Source organism: Candidatus Thiothrix phosphatis (genome assembly GCF_035668035.1).
GTDB classification, from domain to species: Bacteria; Pseudomonadota; Gammaproteobacteria; order Thiotrichales; family Thiotrichaceae; genus Thiothrix; species Thiothrix phosphatis.
The window spans coordinates 1-15,029 of the sequence record NZ_JAYMYJ010000066.1 but is presented as its reverse complement, the minus strand read 5'-3'; the positions used below and the strand labels follow the sequence as shown (position 1 = coordinate 15,029).

At 55.8% G+C, this 15,029-nt stretch carries 19 protein-coding genes and 1 pseudogene; 11 read left to right on the top strand and 9 right to left on the bottom strand.

Annotated features, from left to right (window positions below; all coding sequences use genetic code 11):
• Together aqpZ and VSS37_RS07520 are read left to right on the top strand one after the other, a co-directional pair.
• Nucleotides 1–671: aquaporin Z (gene aqpZ / locus VSS37_RS07525; RefSeq protein ID WP_324694198.1), on the top strand; the 671-nt coding region annotated here is incomplete at its 5' end.
• 236 nt (nt 672–907) lie between these two features.
• Complete coding sequence (locus VSS37_RS07520; RefSeq protein ID WP_324694196.1) at nt 908–1,984, top strand: trypsin-like peptidase domain-containing protein; 1,077 nt, start codon at nt 908–910, stop codon at nt 1,982–1,984.
• 20 nt (nt 1,985–2,004) lie between these two features.
• Here VSS37_RS07520 and VSS37_RS07515 read toward each other — a convergent pair whose 3' ends face one another.
• The 4 genes from VSS37_RS07515 to VSS37_RS07500 form a co-directional block, all read right to left on the bottom strand.
• Nucleotides 2,005–3,039 carry a sensor histidine kinase gene (locus VSS37_RS07515; protein ID WP_324694194.1) on the bottom strand — a complete coding sequence of 345 codons (1,035 nt, stop codon included), beginning with the start codon at nt 3,037–3,039 and terminating at the stop codon, nt 2,005–2,007.
• A complete protein-coding gene (locus VSS37_RS07510; RefSeq protein WP_324694192.1) occupies nt 3,036–3,746 on the bottom strand; it encodes a response regulator in 711 nt (236 codons plus the stop codon). The genes VSS37_RS07515 and VSS37_RS07510 overlap by 4 nt, the downstream gene beginning before the upstream one ends.
• Before the next feature lie 110 nt (nt 3,747–3,856).
• Entirely contained in the window at nt 3,857–5,230 is a 1,374-nt protein-coding gene (locus VSS37_RS07505; RefSeq protein WP_324694191.1) for a flavin monoamine oxidase family protein, read from the bottom strand.
• 146 nt (nt 5,231–5,376) lie between these two features.
• Nucleotides 5,377–5,742, bottom strand: coding sequence for a hypothetical protein (locus VSS37_RS07500; RefSeq protein ID WP_324694189.1), 366 nt, complete (start codon nt 5,740–5,742; stop codon nt 5,377–5,379).
• A gap of 283 nt (nt 5,743–6,025) precedes the next feature.
• Here VSS37_RS07500 and VSS37_RS07495 point away from each other — a divergent pair, with 283 nt between their 5' ends.
• Complete coding sequence (locus tag VSS37_RS07495; RefSeq protein ID WP_324694187.1) at nt 6,026–6,643, top strand: methylglyoxal synthase; 618 nt, start codon at nt 6,026–6,028, stop codon at nt 6,641–6,643.
• Between the two features lie 118 nt (nt 6,644–6,761).
• On the opposite strand, the gene VSS37_RS07490 is transcribed toward VSS37_RS07495, so the two are convergent.
• A complete protein-coding gene (locus tag VSS37_RS07490; protein ID WP_324694185.1) occupies nt 6,762–6,890 on the bottom strand; it encodes a hypothetical protein in 129 nt (42 codons plus the stop codon).
• Between the two features lie 237 nt (nt 6,891–7,127).
• Here VSS37_RS07490 and hslV point away from each other — a divergent pair, with 237 nt between their 5' ends.
• Genes hslV through hisI form a run of 4 tightly spaced genes read left to right on the top strand, consistent with a single transcriptional unit; the run spans nt 7,128 to nt 9,802 of the window.
• Nucleotides 7,128–7,661, top strand: a complete 534-nt coding sequence (gene hslV, locus VSS37_RS07485; protein ID WP_324694184.1) for an ATP-dependent protease subunit HslV — start codon at nt 7,128–7,130, stop codon at nt 7,659–7,661.
• A 1-nt stretch (nt 7,662) separates the two neighbouring features.
• Nucleotides 7,663–9,030 (top strand): ATP-dependent protease ATPase subunit HslU, encoded by a 1,368-nt coding sequence (gene hslU / locus VSS37_RS07480; protein WP_324694183.1) that lies wholly within the window; start codon nt 7,663–7,665, stop codon nt 9,028–9,030.
• A gap of 11 nt (nt 9,031–9,041) precedes the next feature.
• Nucleotides 9,042–9,407: a gamma-butyrobetaine hydroxylase family protein gene (locus VSS37_RS07475; protein WP_324694181.1), complete on the top strand. Its 366-nt coding sequence runs from the start codon at nt 9,042–9,044 to the stop codon at nt 9,405–9,407.
• On the top strand, nt 9,407–9,802 hold the full coding sequence (gene hisI / locus VSS37_RS07470) for a phosphoribosyl-AMP cyclohydrolase (RefSeq protein ID WP_324694180.1): 396 nt from the start codon (nt 9,407–9,409) through the stop codon (nt 9,800–9,802). Before VSS37_RS07475 ends, hisI begins: the two co-directional genes overlap by 1 nt.
• Before the next feature lie 12 nt (nt 9,803–9,814).
• Here hisI and VSS37_RS07465 read toward each other — a convergent pair whose 3' ends face one another.
• Nucleotides 9,815–10,465, bottom strand: a complete 651-nt coding sequence (locus VSS37_RS07465; protein ID WP_324694179.1) for a response regulator — start codon at nt 10,463–10,465, stop codon at nt 9,815–9,817.
• Nucleotides 10,466–10,547: 82 nt separating this feature from the next.
• Between VSS37_RS07465 and yidD the strand changes: the two genes are divergently transcribed.
• Nucleotides 10,548–10,829 (top strand): membrane protein insertion efficiency factor YidD, encoded by a 282-nt coding sequence (gene yidD / locus VSS37_RS07460; protein WP_324694178.1) that lies wholly within the window; start codon nt 10,548–10,550, stop codon nt 10,827–10,829.
• 91 nt (nt 10,830–10,920) lie between these two features.
• On the opposite strand, the gene VSS37_RS07455 is transcribed toward yidD, so the two are convergent.
• From VSS37_RS07455 to VSS37_RS07445, 3 genes are read right to left on the bottom strand one after another with little or no spacing between them, the layout of a single operon-like run.
• Nucleotides 10,921–12,081 carry a hypothetical protein gene (locus tag VSS37_RS07455; RefSeq protein WP_324694177.1) on the bottom strand — a complete coding sequence of 387 codons (1,161 nt, stop codon included), beginning with the start codon at nt 12,079–12,081 and terminating at the stop codon, nt 10,921–10,923.
• Nucleotides 12,041–13,585: a DNA cytosine methyltransferase gene (locus tag VSS37_RS07450; RefSeq protein ID WP_324694175.1), complete on the bottom strand. Its 1,545-nt coding sequence runs from the start codon at nt 13,583–13,585 to the stop codon at nt 12,041–12,043. Before VSS37_RS07450 ends, VSS37_RS07455 begins: the two co-directional genes overlap by 41 nt.
• Complete coding sequence (locus VSS37_RS07445) at nt 13,582–13,791, bottom strand: ribbon-helix-helix domain-containing protein (protein ID WP_324694173.1); 210 nt, start codon at nt 13,789–13,791, stop codon at nt 13,582–13,584. Before VSS37_RS07445 ends, VSS37_RS07450 begins: the two co-directional genes overlap by 4 nt.
• Nucleotides 13,792–13,990: 199 nt before the next feature.
• Between VSS37_RS07445 and VSS37_RS21925 the strand changes: the two are divergent.
• From VSS37_RS21925 to VSS37_RS07435, 3 genes and pseudogenes are all read left to right on the top strand, one after another.
• Nucleotides 13,991–14,113, top strand: a pseudogene (locus VSS37_RS21925) (IS1595 family transposase); the annotation flags it as partial.
• A 355-nt stretch (nt 14,114–14,468) separates the two neighbouring features.
• A complete protein-coding gene (locus VSS37_RS07440; RefSeq protein WP_324694172.1) occupies nt 14,469–14,762 on the top strand; it encodes a BrnT family toxin in 294 nt (97 codons plus the stop codon).
• A complete protein-coding gene (locus VSS37_RS07435) occupies nt 14,680–14,964 on the top strand; it encodes a BrnA antitoxin family protein (protein ID WP_324694199.1) in 285 nt (94 codons plus the stop codon). The genes VSS37_RS07440 and VSS37_RS07435 overlap by 83 nt, the downstream gene beginning before the upstream one ends.
• Nucleotides 14,965–15,029 lie beyond the last annotated feature (65 nt).

Sequence of the window (15,029 nt, the reverse complement as noted above, 5' to 3'; positions counted from 1 at the left end):
TGGGCGGTTGCGGTAGCGCCGTGCTGGCGGCTGCATTTCCTGACGTTGGCATTGGCCTGCTGGGCGTGTCACTCGCCTTTGGTTTGACCGTCCTGACCATGGCCTACGCCATCGGCCACATTTCCGGTTGCCACCTGAACCCTGCCGTCTCCATCGGCTTGTGGGCTGGCGGACGCTTTCCAGCCAACCAATTGCTGCCTTATATCGCCGCACAGGTAGCGGGCGGCCTGGTTGCCGGGGCGGTGCTGTACCTGATCGCCAGCGGTAAGGCGGATTTCAATGCCGCCGCCGGTTTTGCCGCCAATGGCTACGGCGAACATTCGCCAGGCGGTTATTCGCTGCTGTCCGCACTGGTCACCGAAGTTGTCATGACCATGATGTTCCTGCTGGTCATTATGGGTGCCACCGATGAGCGCGCGCCCAAAGGCATGGCACCGGTTGCGATCGGTTTGTGCCTGACCCTGATCCATCTGATCAGCATTCCGGTCACCAACACCTCCGTCAACCCGGCACGCAGCACCGGCGTCGCCCTGTTTGCGGGCGATTGGGCCATCATGCAACTGTGGCTGTTCTGGATTGCGCCGGTTGTCGGGGCTGTGCTGGGCGCGGCGGCTTATCGCTTCATCAGCCATGAATCGGAAGCCAAAGTGGCTGTCTCCGCCACCGCCTGATTTTTTTCTCCGTTGCGGCAAGGCCGTGCAGGTTTACGCTTGTGCGGCTTTGTTATTTTTAAGCTTCATTGGCAGCAAAATCCGGGAAACGATGAGTTTCCGTCAACAAACACAACCGTCAGCCTGCTGTAGTAGCGTCCATCTGATAAACAGGGTATAAGTGTTTCCACCAATTTACCAACCCTCATGGCCGCCGCATGCTCAGATTTTTATCAGCTTGTTTCCTAACAGTATTTGTGTCCGGTTGCACGCTCCTTCCCGGCCAGCAAGACACACTGCTAAACCCGCGTGAATCAGGCAAGGCGTTTGCGGCAGTCGCCCGGCAGGTTTCGCCATCGGTTGTGTCTGTGCAGACGGAATACCCGGTTGATCCCGCCTCCCTACAATTTCCATTTGATGAAAAGCTGTTCAAACGTCTGTTTGGCGATTTGCCGGAAGGGCTGATGCCGCCAGCCGACCTGCCGCCGGAAGCACAGGTTGCGACCAGCCAGGGGTCAGGTTTTGTGTTCCGGAATGGTGCCGGGTTTAGCTATGTCCTGACGACTTATCATGTGGTGAAGGATGCCCGCACCATCCGCGTGATGCTGTTGGACGGGAAAGAGTTCGATGCGACCATCAAGGGTGTTGACCCGCATTCCGACATTGCGGTGCTGGAAGTGCCAGCAGCCAACCTGCGGCCTTTGCCCTTGGGGAATTCGGCCAAACTGGAGGTTGGGGAATGGGTGCTCGCCATCGGCAACCCGTTCGGGTTGCAGCATACCCTGACGGTCGGGGTGGTCAGCGCCAAAGGGCGCACGGAACTCGGCATCAACGATTATGAAGATTTCATCCAGACCGACGCCGCCATCAACCCCGGCAATTCTGGCGGGCCGATGGTCAACCTGGATGGGCAGGTCGTTGGCATGAACACCGCCATCATCAGCAGCAGCGGCGGCTATATGGGGATTGGTTTCGCCATTCCGGTCAATTTCGCCAAGACGGTCGCCGACCAGCTCATTGCGCAAGGCAATGTGGTGCGCGGGCAATTGGGTGTCCTGTTGCAGCCGCTGACGCGGGATCTCATCAACCGTTTCAAGCTGCCTGCGGAACAGAACGGCATTGTGGTGGTGGAAGTGAAACCCAACACACCTGCCGCCCACGCCGGTTTCAAAAAGGATGACCTCATCATCAGCTATGTGGGCAAGCCGGTCATGGACGTTGGCAATTTCCGCAACCAGGTGGCGGCGGCCAGCCCCGGCAGCCGTAAGGACATCGGCATCCTGCGCAATGGCGAACGCAAAACGTTGAGTGTGGAAATCGGGCAGTTGCCGTAGCGGGCTGCCCCGCACCTGCCTCAGGCCCGCCGGGGCAGCGTGACTTCAAACAGCGCGCCGCCGCCCTCGCGTGGTGCGCACGCCACCTCCCCCCCATGCCGTTCAGCAATCTGTTTGACCAAGCTCAGGCCCAGGCCCCAGCCGCCATGGCCTTCGCCATGCCCCGCCGGACGGTAGAATGGCTCGAAAATATGTTCCAGCGCCGCCGCCGGAATGCCTGCACCCCGATCCAGCACTTGCAGCAAGACGCTTTGCCCCGCTCCGGCAGCAAGGCGCGCCTCCACCTGCCCACCGCCGTGCCGCCGGGCGTTTTCCAGCAGGTTGCGCAGCAGGCGGCGCAGCAAACGGGGGTCGCCGGTGATTTGCAGGGCTTGCGCTTCGCAATCGGCATCGATACGGGCGCATTCCTCCGCCAGCAGCGCGGCCAGGTCGACGGGCTGGCGTTCCAGCGGAATTTCCGGGGTGTCCAGACGGCTGGCGAGCAGGATTTCCTCCACCAACTGGTCGAGTTCGCGGATGTCCTGCCGCAATGCCGCCAGATGCGGTGAATCTTCGGTGTGGGTGGAGTCCGCCAGCAACGCCAACCCCATTTGCATCCGCGCCAATGGGGAGCGCAGTTCGTGCGAAGCGTTCGCCAACAGTTGCCGATGGCTGGCCAGCAACGCCTGGATGCGGATGGCGGAACGGTTGAAGCTGGCCGCCAACGCCGCCACTTCGTCGCAGCCTTCCACCTTGACGCGCACGCTGAGGTTGCCTTCGCCCAACGCATCCACACCCCGTTTGAGCCGCTCCAGCCGGTAAGTCAGGCGGCGTGAAATCGGGTACGCACCCAGGGACACCACCAACGCAGCGACTGCCAGCAGGGGGAAAATCGGGAGGTGATGGCCTTCGCCGCGCAAATGCAGCAGGATGCCGACCAGCAGCGACACCACGACCACATTGCCGACCACCACCACGTAAATCTGCCAGAACAACCGCTTGCGCAAGTGGCTGCCGTGATGCCTGCGCCAGTGATGGCGATGGGAATGCAGATGGGGATGATGGCGCCATCTCATGCCATGTCCTCACCATCCTGATGGCGGGCGAACACGTATCCGGCACCGCGCAGGGTGAGGATACGGCGCGGCTTTTTCGGGTCATCCTCGATGGCGGCGCGCAGGCGCGAGATGTGCACATCGATGGAGCGGTCAAAGGCTTCTAGCGATTCGCCCTTGACCAGATCCAGCAATTGTTCGCGGCTAAGTACCCGCCCGGCGTGTTCCGCCATCGCCGCCAGCAGGTCGAATTGGTAGCCGGTCATGTCGCGCACTACGCCATCGACGCGCGCCTCGCGTGCTTCGCGGTCGATTTCCAGCCGCCCGAAACGCAGCGGCGGCAAGCGTTGCGGGTCGCACAGGCCGCGCCGCAGGATGGCCTTGATGCGGGCGCGCAATTCACGCGGCTCGAAGGGTTTGGGCAGGTAATCATCCGCGCCCATTTCCAAGCCGATAATACGGTCGGTGGCGTCGCCGCGCGCGGTCAGCATCAGGATGGGGATGTCCGCCGTCGGGCCGCTGCGCAACTGGCGGCACAAATCCAGCCCATCTGCATCGGGCAGCATCAAGTCGAGGATGACCAGTGACCAACCGCTTTGCCGCGCCTGCGTCATCCCGGCCTGCCCGGTGTGGGCGCAGGTCACCGCGTAACCGGCTTCACCCAGGTATTGCGCCAGCATTGCGCCCAAGCGCACATCATCATCAATCAGCAGCAAGCGTTCCTGCATGTTTCCTTCCTCATGCGCACAGGCGGGGCAACCCGCAAGCTGCCCTGCCATTGGTTTCAGGTGAATATTCCACATCTGCTGGGGCGAGCATGCAACGCCCTGCCCAGCGTTCAAGCCGCAAGGATTGCCTCCGCTGCCTGCAGGCCGGACAGGTAAGCCCCATGTGCAGTGCCGAAATAATCTGCATGGCATGCTTCACCTGCAAAAAATAACCGCTTGCCCAATGGCTTGGCCAGCGCCTTGCGCATCTGTGGGGTGGAACCGACGGCATTGTAGGAATATGACCCCAGGGCAAACGGATCAGCCGCCCAGCGCGTTAGCTGGTAACCAATAGGCTCGGGTATATGGCTGCCAAACAGGGTTTTCAGGGTTTGCATGGCGCTCGCGACAATTTGCTGATCCGGCCATTGCTCGATCTCCCGTCCCCGGTCAGCAGCATTGAACCCCAGCAATATGGGCATATTGGCGACCCGCATGAAACTTACCCATTCCGTCCAGGCTCCTGGGGTTGCGGGAATGTATTCCAGCCAGTCAACGTCGTCAGGCCAGAAGGCTTCCTGAAAGCGTAAATAGCATTTGTTCAGCACCCCCATGCCGAGCTTGGCAATTGCCTGCTGCTGCTCGGGCGGCAAGGCGGGTGAAAAGCGGACGTTGCCAGCCTGCAAGACCCCCAGCGGCAGCGTCACCACAACATGGTCGGCCAAAAACACGGACTTTTGTGTCATCACCCGCACGGACGATGAATCCCATTGTATCTCGTGGACAAGCTGGCCAAGCCCGATGTCCAGCCCCTCCGCCAGAAACGCCGTGACGAGGCCGAAACCGTGCGCGAACAGGGCATCATCGCCCCCAAATTCCTTGCCATTGTCATACCAATGTGCGGAAAGCTTTGCCGCACTGCCGGAATATTCCTGCTCGATCTCACCGTTGAGAAGAAATTGGATAAAGCGGGTTTCCTCTGCTGAAGCGGCAAATTCCGCCAGCAACGGCGCAATCGCCTGCTGGATTGAAACGTCATTGTCCTGCTTTTGTGCCCGCGTCAGCGCTTGTGCGATGCGTGTCCTCAAGTTATCCAGGCGGTTTTCTTCAGACTGGGAAAGCGCTTGCCCCTGTGTGTTGTAGGTGACCGCCTTCCCGTAATGGGTGGCTAGGCGGTTGGCCTGGATTGTCTCGGCAATGAGGGTCAGCGGGTTGCCTTTCACGCCGTGAATCCAGGATGCGCCTAAATCCAGAGGCATGTCGGGCCACTGGCCGCTGCTCCAGATGCGCCCGCCAATGCGGTCGCGCGCTTCGACAACCAGCACCTCATGCCCTTGCTTTTTCAATGCCTGCGCCGCAGCCAAGCCAGCCAGCCCGGCACCAATGACCACAATGCGTTTCCGGGAGCGCGGTGCAAGGTTGGCGTTCCCATTATCGCCATGGCCGCCACCCGCATACCCCAACAGCATTGCGCCAAACAGCCTGATAAGATCGCGTCTATTCACTCGGTAACCTCAAAACTTCATTGACGCTGCGCGTGCAAGGCAAACGGCAACAGGCCTAGCCAAGCGCACAGGCAGGGCAGCCCGAGAGCCGCCCCACCACAAGTTTCAGGTGAGTATTCCACATCCGCTGCGGGGATGCAGCCCGCTTAACGGAACAGTTGCACCGCTTTGGAACGTTGTTGCGGGGTGGCTTCGATGCCGTCGAGGATCACGCTCAACGATTCGGAGCGGCTGGCGCTGGCGTCAGATTGCATCTGTTGCTGTTCGAAACGCTGGCCGTAATGCCCGTGATCGCACTGGTGATGCCCGCTGGCTTTGCCGAGGACGAAGCCGAACAGGGCGATCAGGGCCACTGCACCAAAGATTTTCCAGCGACGCGGCCTGCCATGGCAGTGGTGATGCCGCCAGCAACCACGGTCATGCGGGTGGTGGTGGTCTGCGCCGCCGCCCGCTGTGGCAGCGTTGTCGGTTGCAGGGGTTTCGGTAGTCGGATTCTGTTTTTCGTCTGTCATGATAATCACTCCATAAAGATTTAGGTATCAACAGGTTGTTCCTGTCTGCCGCCGTTTCCCGGCTGGCATGTGCTTATCATGCAGGGCTTGTATTGCTGGATTACGGCCCGTTTGTAAAGTTTTGTGAAGCAGCCGTCCGTCCGTGCCGAGGGCAGGAAACTGAATGAATCGTCAGTGAAGGCTTGTAAAATCTGCTTGTCTTTATTGCGCAATCCTCTATCATCGCTGTACCATTAATCACACTAAAAATGACATTAACACAACAAATCGATGCGGGGGCTTCATGAACGTACAAAAGCATAAGATTGCGCTGGTCGCTCACGACAATCTCAAACCGGCGCTTATTAACTGGTCAAAAGAAAACCACCATGTACTGTCCAATTACGAACTGTACGCAACCGGCACCACTGGCAAGCTGATTGCGGAACAGGCGGATTTGGACATCATCTGCCTACGCAGCGGGCCTTATGGCGGCGACCAGCAAATTGGCTCCAGGATTTCGGAAGGCTTGATCGACATCCTGATTTTTTTCTGGGACCCGCTCTCAACCATGCCGCACGACGCGGATGTCAAAGCCCTGTTGCGGTTGGCAACCCTGATGAATATCCCAGTGGCGAACAACCAAAGCACGGCGGACTGTGTGCTGGCCATGCTCCAACTGGGCAGGACTGAATCCCGCCCCTGGGTGGTCAACTTCAGGAGCAACGAGGGCATGCAACGGCTTTGGCCTGACAATTACGCCTCCCAACCGCAAGCTAACCCCTTGCAGCAACAGGCATACGCCAGCACGCTGAAGCAGGCGGCCATCCGTTACGGGAAGATTGAGCTGGGGGCGAAGGCGCGCTACAAGTCTGCGCCGATAGCGCTGGCGAACCCCATGTATCAGCAAAAGGCGTTGTGAAAAGCCGCCATCCTGACACTAGCCCCAGATAAAACACTGCCCGCGTGTAGCGGGCAGGTCATTTTTCTTTCTATCAGGTGGGTGGGTCTTTCTGGATTTATTTGTTTGGGAAGCTTGATCACAACAGCTTGGCTTTTTCAATTTCGGGCAGGACATTTTTGCGTCCTTCCCCTTGGTGCAGGCAACAGGTTGTGTAGCATGCCGCCAATACGATGATGGCGAAAACCACCAGGCCAACCATACTCATACAGCACCTCCTTCAGGCCCTCAAAGTAAAAACCATTGTGGCGTAAGCGCAACTTTGTTGTGTAAATAACATATTGAAGCTCAAGGAAAAACTGCCACAACAGCCCGATTATATTACACTTATGAAGTTTGCTTCTGAAACAACAATTTTTTTGTGGGGGCGCGGGTTGCCCCTAAGCCTTGAAATTCGCAGCTTACGCCCACAAGCTATACCCCTGATAAAAAATCTGGAGCCGCAATGGAACAATACAGAGGAACCACCATCCTGAGCGTGCGCCGCGACGGGAAAGTCGTGGTGGGTGGTGATGGGCAGGTCACGCTGGGCAACACCATGCTCAAGGGCAACGCCCGTAAGGTGCGCCGCCTGTATAATGACAAGGTGCTGGCGGGCTTCGCGGGCGGCACAGCGGACGCCTTCACCCTGTTCGAACGCTTTGAAAGCAAGTTGCAGGCGTACAACGGCAACCTCACCCGGGCGGCGGTGGAGCTGGCGAAAGACTGGCGCACCGACCGCATGCTGCGCCGCCTCGAAGCCCTGTTGATCGTGGCGGATGCGACGGCTTCCCTACTGATCACCGGCAACGGCGATGTGGTGGAGCAGGAAAACGACCTGATCGCCATCGGCTCCGGCGGTGCCTTCGCCCAAGCGGCGGCTCGCGCCCTGCTGGAAAACACCGGATTGCCCGCCCGCGACATCGTCGAAAAAGGGCTGCACATCGCTGCTGACATCTGCATTTACAGCAACCACAACCTGACCATCGAGGAACTCTAAAATGGCTGTTGCGACCATGACCCCCCGCGAAATCGTCCAGGAACTGGACAAGCATGTGATTGGTCAGGACAAGGCCAAACGTTCCGTCGCCATCGCCCTGCGCAACCGCTGGCGCCGCCAGCAGCTGGATGACACGCTGCGCCATGAAGTCACGCCGAAAAACATCCTCATGATCGGCCCCACCGGCGTCGGCAAGACCGAAATCGCCCGCCGTCTGGCCAAGCTCGCCAACGCCCCCTTCATCAAGGTGGAGGCCACCAAGTTCACCGAAGTCGGTTACGTCGGCAAGGAAGTCGACTCCATCATCCGCGACCTGGCCGACATGGCGATGAAGATGCTGCGTGAACAGGAGGTTTCCAAGGTCAACTACCGCGCCCAGGAAGCGGCGGAAGAACGCATCCTTGACATCCTGCTGCCAGCCCCGCGCAAGGAGACTCCCGTCAGTGAATGGCTTGCCACCGGCGAAGAGGAAACCGCCAAACCGGCGCGCGATGATTCCGCCACCCGCCAGAAATTCCGCAAGAAATTGCGTGAGGGCGAGCTTGATGACAAGGAAATCGAGCTGGAGGTGGCAGCCAGTTCGGTCGGCGTGGAAATCATGACGCCGCCGGGGATGGAGGAAATGGCCAGCCAATTGCAGAGCATGTTCCAAAATATTGGCAGCAACCGCAAGCGCAAGCGCAAGATGAAGATCAAGGACGCACTCAAGGCGCTGACGGAAGAAGAGGCCAACAAGATGGTCAACGAAGAGGAGCTCAAGCAGAAAGCCCTGTTCGCCGTTGAGCAGACCGGCATCGTGTTCCTCGATGAAATCGACAAGGTGGCGCGCAATGGGCAGGTCAGCGGCGCGGACGTTTCCCGCGAAGGCGTGCAGCGTGACTTGCTGCCGTTGATTGAGGGCTGCACAGTCAACACCAAATATGGCATGGTCAAGACCGACCACATCCTGTTCATCGCCTCCGGTGCCTTCCACGTTTCCAAACCCTCAGACCTGATACCGGAATTGCAGGGGCGCCTGCCGATCCGCGTGGAAATGGACGCCCTCAGCGCCAACGATTTCGAGCGCATCCTGACCGAGCCGAACGCCTCCCTGACTGAGCAGTACCAAGGGCTGCTGGCCACCGAAGGGGTGGCGCTGACCTTTACCGCCGATGCGGTGGGGCGGATTGCGGAAATCGCTTTCGAGGTCAACGAACGCACAGAAAACATTGGCGCGCGCCGCCTGCATACCGTGATGGAGCGCCTGCTGGAAAATGTGCTGTTCGACGCCCCTGATTGCGACGCCCGGATGACCGTGGACGCCGCCTACGTCGACAACACGTTGGGCGAACTGGTCAAGGATGAAGATTTAAGCCGCTACATTTTGTAAAGGGACACCACATGACACCGATCGACATTACCCTGAACCCGAAAACCCGCGAACTGCTGATCACATGGCCGGGTGACGAAGTGCATGCCATGAGCTGCGAATACCTGCGGGTCAATTCCCCTTCTGCCGAGGTGCGTGGGCATGGGCCGGGGCAGGAAAAGCTGCAAATCGGCAAGGAAAACGTGAACATCACCGCCATTGAGCCGGTCGGGCATTACGCCGTGCAATTGTTCTTTGACGACAACCACGACAGCGGCATTTACGACTGGAACCTGCTGTACAACCTGGGCAAGAACAAAGAACAGAACTGGGCGGATTACCTGGCCAAACTGGATGCGGCCGGTTACCAGCGCAAAGCGCCGGGGCAGGTGATCTGATGGCGCCTGTCACCTTGTCCGAAGCCCTTGATTCCTTCAAATACAACGCTGATGGGCTGATCCCGGCGATCGCCCAGCAGTATGACAGCAACGAAGTGCTGATGATGGCGTGGATGAACCGCACCAGCATCGAGGAAACCCTGCAAACTGGGCGTGTCTGCTACTGGTCGCGTTCGCGCAATAAATTTTGGCGCAAGGGCGAATCCTCCGGGCAGGTGCAGATGCTGAAGGAATTCCGCTACGATTGCGACGCTGACACCCTGCTGCTGCTGGTCGACCAGATCGGGCCTGCCTGCCATACCGGGCGGCGCTCCTGTTTCTACCACAAGGTGGAGGGCGACCAGGTCATCATTGACCGCGACGTGCTGATTGATCCGGAAACGCTTTACGCGTAAAGGCCGCTGGCGTCACAGCCGTTTGCGCTCCAGCACATCCAGCAGCAGGTGCATCAGTTCGTCGGGGCGGTTGGTGATGCCAAAAGCGCCGACCGGCACACCGTCTTCGGCGTTGAAATTGCCAATGTAAAAAACCGCTGGCAGGTCAGGGTAATGTTCATGCAAGGTCTGCAAGGTGACGACGCCATTCGATTGCCCTTCCGGGCGGGCGATGTCCGAAATCAGCAGGTCGAAATGGGCATCCTTGAGCCTGGCCAGCGCCTCGCTGCTCAGGGATACGGCCTCAACCTCGATGCCCAGCTGTTGCAACATACAGATTTCATTGAGCAGCGTGTCCGGTTTGTCATCAAACACCAACGCCCGGCAGCCTTGCAGCACATCCCAGTTGCGGCGGATGCGGTGCATGACGCTTTCCTTGTCGCTGGCCGCCACTTCCACCTGCCATTGCGGATTCCTGCGGGCGAGTTCGACCGCTTGCTCCAGCAAACGCCCGAAGCGTTCCAGCGCAGCGTCAATATTGGCGCTCCTGACCGCAGAGCCGTAGGGTGGAAGAAACTGCATGAACGGTTCGTAAACCAGCGCCAACGCCACGCAGGCGAGCAGCAGCCATAACAACGACGGCGTTATTCGAATGATTTCGATCCAGATTGCCTGATCCAGCATAATGTAGCCCCAAATGCCCCTGCTTATTTTGCAGAAAATTCTAACACTTGTGGTGCGACATTGGCAGGTTTAAAGTGACGGCATGAAACACCTCCTGCTCCTGATCATCCGTGGTTACCAGCTGTTCCTAAGCCCCTTGCTGGGCAGCAACTGCCGTTTTTACCCCACTTGCTCCCACTACGCGCGCGAAGCGATCGAAACACACAGTGCACTGAAAGGAAGCTGGCTGGCGCTCCGCCGCATCGGGCGCTGCAATCCCTGGCATGAAGGCGGTTTCGATCCGGTGCCGGGTGCCCATTCGCATACCTGCTGTAAAGAGGGACAGCAAGGTGGCGAACTTGCGCAGAAAGCTGACAAACCTTGATAGCCGATATTATGCAACCGCCCCGTCACTGAGGATGGATAAATCATTTCACTGCTCCGGCGAAAGTACATCTATCAGTATCCGGGCTGGATCAGTTGTTGTCGAAGCTTTCACTTTCATTCGTATCATCAGTATTTTCTGAGAGATCAATCATGATTTCGTCTTCAAAACTCAAGGTATCCGGACTGATTGATGTACCGTCGACAGTGATTCCATGTGGCAGGTTGGCAAACTGAGCCAATATATCTTGCGCAAATTGGCCAAGATTTCTGGCAATACGAAGATGTGCTGAGAAAGCGGTAACCATATACAACCTATAAAGATCATAGGGATGCCCTCCCTGAGCCATTTCCAACAGCTCCGCCATGGAGACATGGACAGGGTTACGAAAATCACCGGCAGTTGATTTGGCATCGACCCTGCGTTTTGCTTTCCCTTCAGGCATCAAGGTAAAGTCGTATGGAGCCACAGCATTGATGTCTGATTCCCATTGGTACTCAGAACCGCATCCAGCTTGAAATTGCAAAGCCAGCCACGAATTCAGAACCTCTTCTCCGAGTCTTCCAATCCGGTCAGCACCCTGTCTTGCCCTATTCAATTCCTCTCTGCTAACGCCCCGAGTTTGTCTGCGTTTTCTAAGTTTGGCCAATCCATCAAGCCCACCCTGTGAGGCATCTTCAAGCACGTCGAAGTCAATGAAGTCCAAAACAGGATGACTTTCTGGCAGATCAATATTGTTTAACACCTCAGCCAGATCATCGGGGGAAATTTCCATCATCCCTTTATGAGATGAGAAAGAAGCTCTATAGCGGTTTTCCAACGCAGTATGTAGCAGGGTATCTTGCGGTATGTTCCTGGCTGCCAGACACATACGTGCCGTGTGTGGCTCAGGGTCGCCAGCAAAGTCGAAAATTGCATAATCACCTTTCGCCAACAGGTCATATCTGGATGGCTCTTCGGGCGGATTAAAAATCAACTCGCCATTGAGCCGCCAGTTTTTCTGTTGTTTCAATATCTTTCGGGTGATGGTATGAGCGCCCACCCCACCAGGACCATAAATGGTAAGCGTGATAATAACCCTGTCCCTCAGTACGTCGAGTCTGTCCGGCAAACTTGGAAATAGTGTGCCGACAAAAACCGCTGCATCCAGGTTTATGGCTTTTTGCTTTGCCCCACTGGAATTTCGGTAATGGTGTTCAAAGAGTGTCAGGTCAGATGACGACAACCGCTTGAGCGCAATTTTCCGATTCATGTTCTCTCGCTTTTTCAATTTGTTCCATCATCAAGTCTGCCACTGCTTTGGCCATTAATGGCGGCACAGCATTGCCCACTTGCTTGAAAGCCGGGTTCATTGGCCCTTCAAACACAAAACCATCCGGGAATGATTGCAGTCTTGCCGCTTCTCTCACAGAAATTGTGCGCGCCTGAACACTGTCATAATGGATGTGGGAATAGCTGTCCTTGCCTAGATGCGCCATCAGCGTCCGTGCCGGTTTGTCCGCCTCCATCTTTCTCCATTTGTTGGGAAACTTGCCTGGATCATAAGGCGGAACATATTCTTGCTTTTCCTGCTCATAGCGTTTTGTTCCCGGCAACAAGCGACTCATCTCCTTGCGTTCAATTTCCTGAAGACGCTCCTCAAACATTCTGAGCGATAACTGATGTGCTTCAGGGTATTGGTCGCCAGGCTGCATTCGGGCAAAAAGTTTGTAGTCGCGAGGAATATAGCGGATAACATGATCGTATATCCCTTGCATAGATTCAAACCCTTGCCATTGCCTCATCAACCGTTGGTAATCAGTTCTAGGAGGGCCAGGATAACGGACGAACTGGTCAAACCGCCTAGGCCCCTTGCGCTGCTTTTGCTCTGATGTATCATCAATCTTCGGTAAATCAGACAAAGCTTGTTCTGCGGTCACAGCAGGAAGCGCGTGATCTGGATGAGGTTCTGGTGGATCAGAAAAATAATGGTTCTCCTTGAAAAGATCACCACGAACGGTTTGCAAGGCTACCTGCCTTGACCCATGATAGCCCTGAGGAAGATCAATCCAATGCGTCGGTTGTGGGTGCCACTGCCCAGCCTTCAGCTCTTTACGGTAGGCTACCAGCACCATACGTTCCCGCATCTCGGGTACGCCATAGAAGACTGCGTTAAGGATTGTATAACGTGGTTCATAACCTAGATCATCCAGAACCTCACAGACTTCTTCGGCTACGTTGTGGCCACCATAATTGAGAATATCCGGAACATTTTCCATCAACAGAGCGATTGGTTTCAATGCTCGGACATAATCCAGGTACCGTAGATACAAGTTACTGCGAGGATCAACCAGAAATGCCTCCGGGTGCTCCGCCACCTCACGCAACTTCGCGCGACCAACACGGGCAAATGCTTGGCAGGGAGGCCCCCCCACAATGACATCCACTTGGGTATCCGCAGGTTCAGCAACGCCATACCCAGCCATCAATTCATCGGGTTCAGTGATGGTGATGTCTCTTGGTCTGGCATGAATTTCAAACAATTCTGGTGACAGGTTTCCATGAAAATTCAAGGCATGTGATCGAGCAGCGGCCTTATCAATTTCAATTGCGCCGATCATCTCAAAACCAGCAGCGTGAAAACCTAGCGAAATACCGCCACATCCGGCAAAAAGATCCAGTACACGGGGTTTACCACCTCGCTTCAGACGTTCCAATTTTCTAGAGATAATAGAAGTTTCTGTATAATTTTTGGTCAAAACGGTTTTTTTATTCATTTTATGCCTTCCGTTTTGTCTTGAACTCCCAGCAATGGCCATTGATCGGTCAGATATTTTTCCACTGCATCCCGAACGATCCACGCCACGGATACTTTTTTCTTCTGCGCGATCTGTTCGAGTTCAGCGTAATGTTCCGCTGGGAAGCTGATGGTGGCACGGACTGTACCACCATCACCACCGAGCTTGATTGTTTGATTGGCCATTGCTTCACCATCTATCATCATATTTCACCATTATGGTGAAGTGTATGACAAATACAGAAAGTCATCATCATGTGATGCAAATATCAGTGCGAAATAAGACCTGCCTTTTACGGCTCTTTGGGATTTCCCAACCCTGAAACGATTACGGGCAAATGCAAGTTAACTATTAGGCGGCTGGCTCAAAATAGGTTGACACGTTCCGCACCGGGGCATCTCCCAAGAAAAACTGCCATGTTGCCTCGCCTTCTTCGAGTGCCTGCACAACATCAGGAAACGTGGGCAAGCGGCGCTGCATTCCTTGTTGGCACTGTTGCTCGGCTAAGACCCCGAAACACATAATGAGCCACCAATGATTAGGAAAATTGTCGTGTACAGAGCTTGCAGATAAAAAAGCGCTTCGGTTCATTTACCAAAAATGGTTGCAATCCAATTTTCACAATACGTTGATGCGTGACAGACCACACCAAACTGAACCACCGAAAAAAGAACAGTTTCCCTTCGCTGACAACAAAAGTGCTTCGATTCATCTGCCAAAAATTGCTGCCAACCCGACGTTTACAAGGCGCTGATGCGCGAAAACAAATCACACCAAACAAAATATCGTTTAAAAAACATGTCATTACATGATAGACAAACTCAAGTTGCCATGCACTACAATGTAGTTATATCATCAATGCATGAACAGCCTAAATTTCGAGTGGGACGACAACAAGAACGCCCTGAACCAAAAGAAGCACGGTGTCTCTTTCGAGGAAGCCAAGACTGCTTTTGCTGATGAGCTTGGTCGCCTCATTCCCGATCCTGACCACTCCGACGGAGAGGAGCGTTTCATCCTGATGGGCGTGAGTGCTTATTCGAGGCTGTTGGTTGTCTGCCACTGTGAGCGAGATGAAGATACGATCCGTATCATCTCCGCACGAAAAGCGGACAAGTCCGAAAAACGGCAATATGAAGGTGGTCGCTATGCGTGAGAGCTATGATTTTACCAACAGTGTCCCTAACCCTTATGCCAAGCGGATGAAGCAGCAGATTACTATCCGTATAGACCAGGATACTGTTGATTACTTCAAGGGCATGGCTGAGGACAAGGGCATTCCTTACCAGAGTCTGATTAATTTATATCTGCGTGACTGTGCCATCACACACAAGCAGTTAGATTTAACTTGGTCATAAATAAAGCGCCAACAAGTTGTATATGGCCTCCACCGTCAACCCCAGCCAATAAAATTTCTGAAAGG

Bases quoted from the DNA above. Each gene is read 5' to 3' on its own strand.
- VSS37_RS07515 (WP_324694194.1), bottom strand. From the start codon at position 3,039: ATGAGATGGCGCCATCATCCCCATCTGCATTCCCATCGCCATCACTGG.
- VSS37_RS07510 (WP_324694192.1), bottom strand. From the start codon at position 3,746: ATGCAGGAACGCTTGCTGCTGATTGATGATGATGTGCGCTTGGGCGCA.
- VSS37_RS07500 (WP_324694189.1), bottom strand. From the start codon at position 5,742: ATGACAGACGAAAAACAGAATCCGACTACCGAAACCCCTGCAACCGAC.
- VSS37_RS07495 (WP_324694187.1), top strand. From the start codon at position 6,026: ATGAACGTACAAAAGCATAAGATTGCGCTGGTCGCTCACGACAATCTC.
- VSS37_RS07490 (WP_324694185.1), bottom strand. From the start codon at position 6,890: ATGAGTATGGTTGGCCTGGTGGTTTTCGCCATCATCGTATTGGCGGCA.
- hslV (WP_324694184.1), top strand. From the start codon at position 7,128: ATGGAACAATACAGAGGAACCACCATCCTGAGCGTGCGCCGCGACGGG.
- hslU (WP_324694183.1), top strand. From the start codon at position 7,663: ATGGCTGTTGCGACCATGACCCCCCGCGAAATCGTCCAGGAACTGGAC.
- VSS37_RS07475 (WP_324694181.1), top strand. From the start codon at position 9,042: ATGACACCGATCGACATTACCCTGAACCCGAAAACCCGCGAACTGCTG.
- hisI (WP_324694180.1), top strand. From the start codon at position 9,407: ATGGCGCCTGTCACCTTGTCCGAAGCCCTTGATTCCTTCAAATACAAC.
- VSS37_RS07465 (WP_324694179.1), bottom strand. From the start codon at position 10,465: ATGCTGGATCAGGCAATCTGGATCGAAATCATTCGAATAACGCCGTCG.
- yidD (WP_324694178.1), top strand. From the start codon at position 10,548: ATGAAACACCTCCTGCTCCTGATCATCCGTGGTTACCAGCTGTTCCTA.
- VSS37_RS07455 (WP_324694177.1), bottom strand. From the start codon at position 12,081: ATGAATCGGAAAATTGCGCTCAAGCGGTTGTCGTCATCTGACCTGACA.
- VSS37_RS07450 (WP_324694175.1), bottom strand. From the start codon at position 13,585: ATGAATAAAAAAACCGTTTTGACCAAAAATTATACAGAAACTTCTATT.
- VSS37_RS07445 (WP_324694173.1), bottom strand. From the start codon at position 13,791: ATGGCCAATCAAACAATCAAGCTCGGTGGTGATGGTGGTACAGTCCGT.
- VSS37_RS07440 (WP_324694172.1), top strand. From the start codon at position 14,469: ATGAACAGCCTAAATTTCGAGTGGGACGACAACAAGAACGCCCTGAAC.
- VSS37_RS07435 (WP_324694199.1), top strand. From the start codon at position 14,680: ATGAAGATACGATCCGTATCATCTCCGCACGAAAAGCGGACAAGTCCG.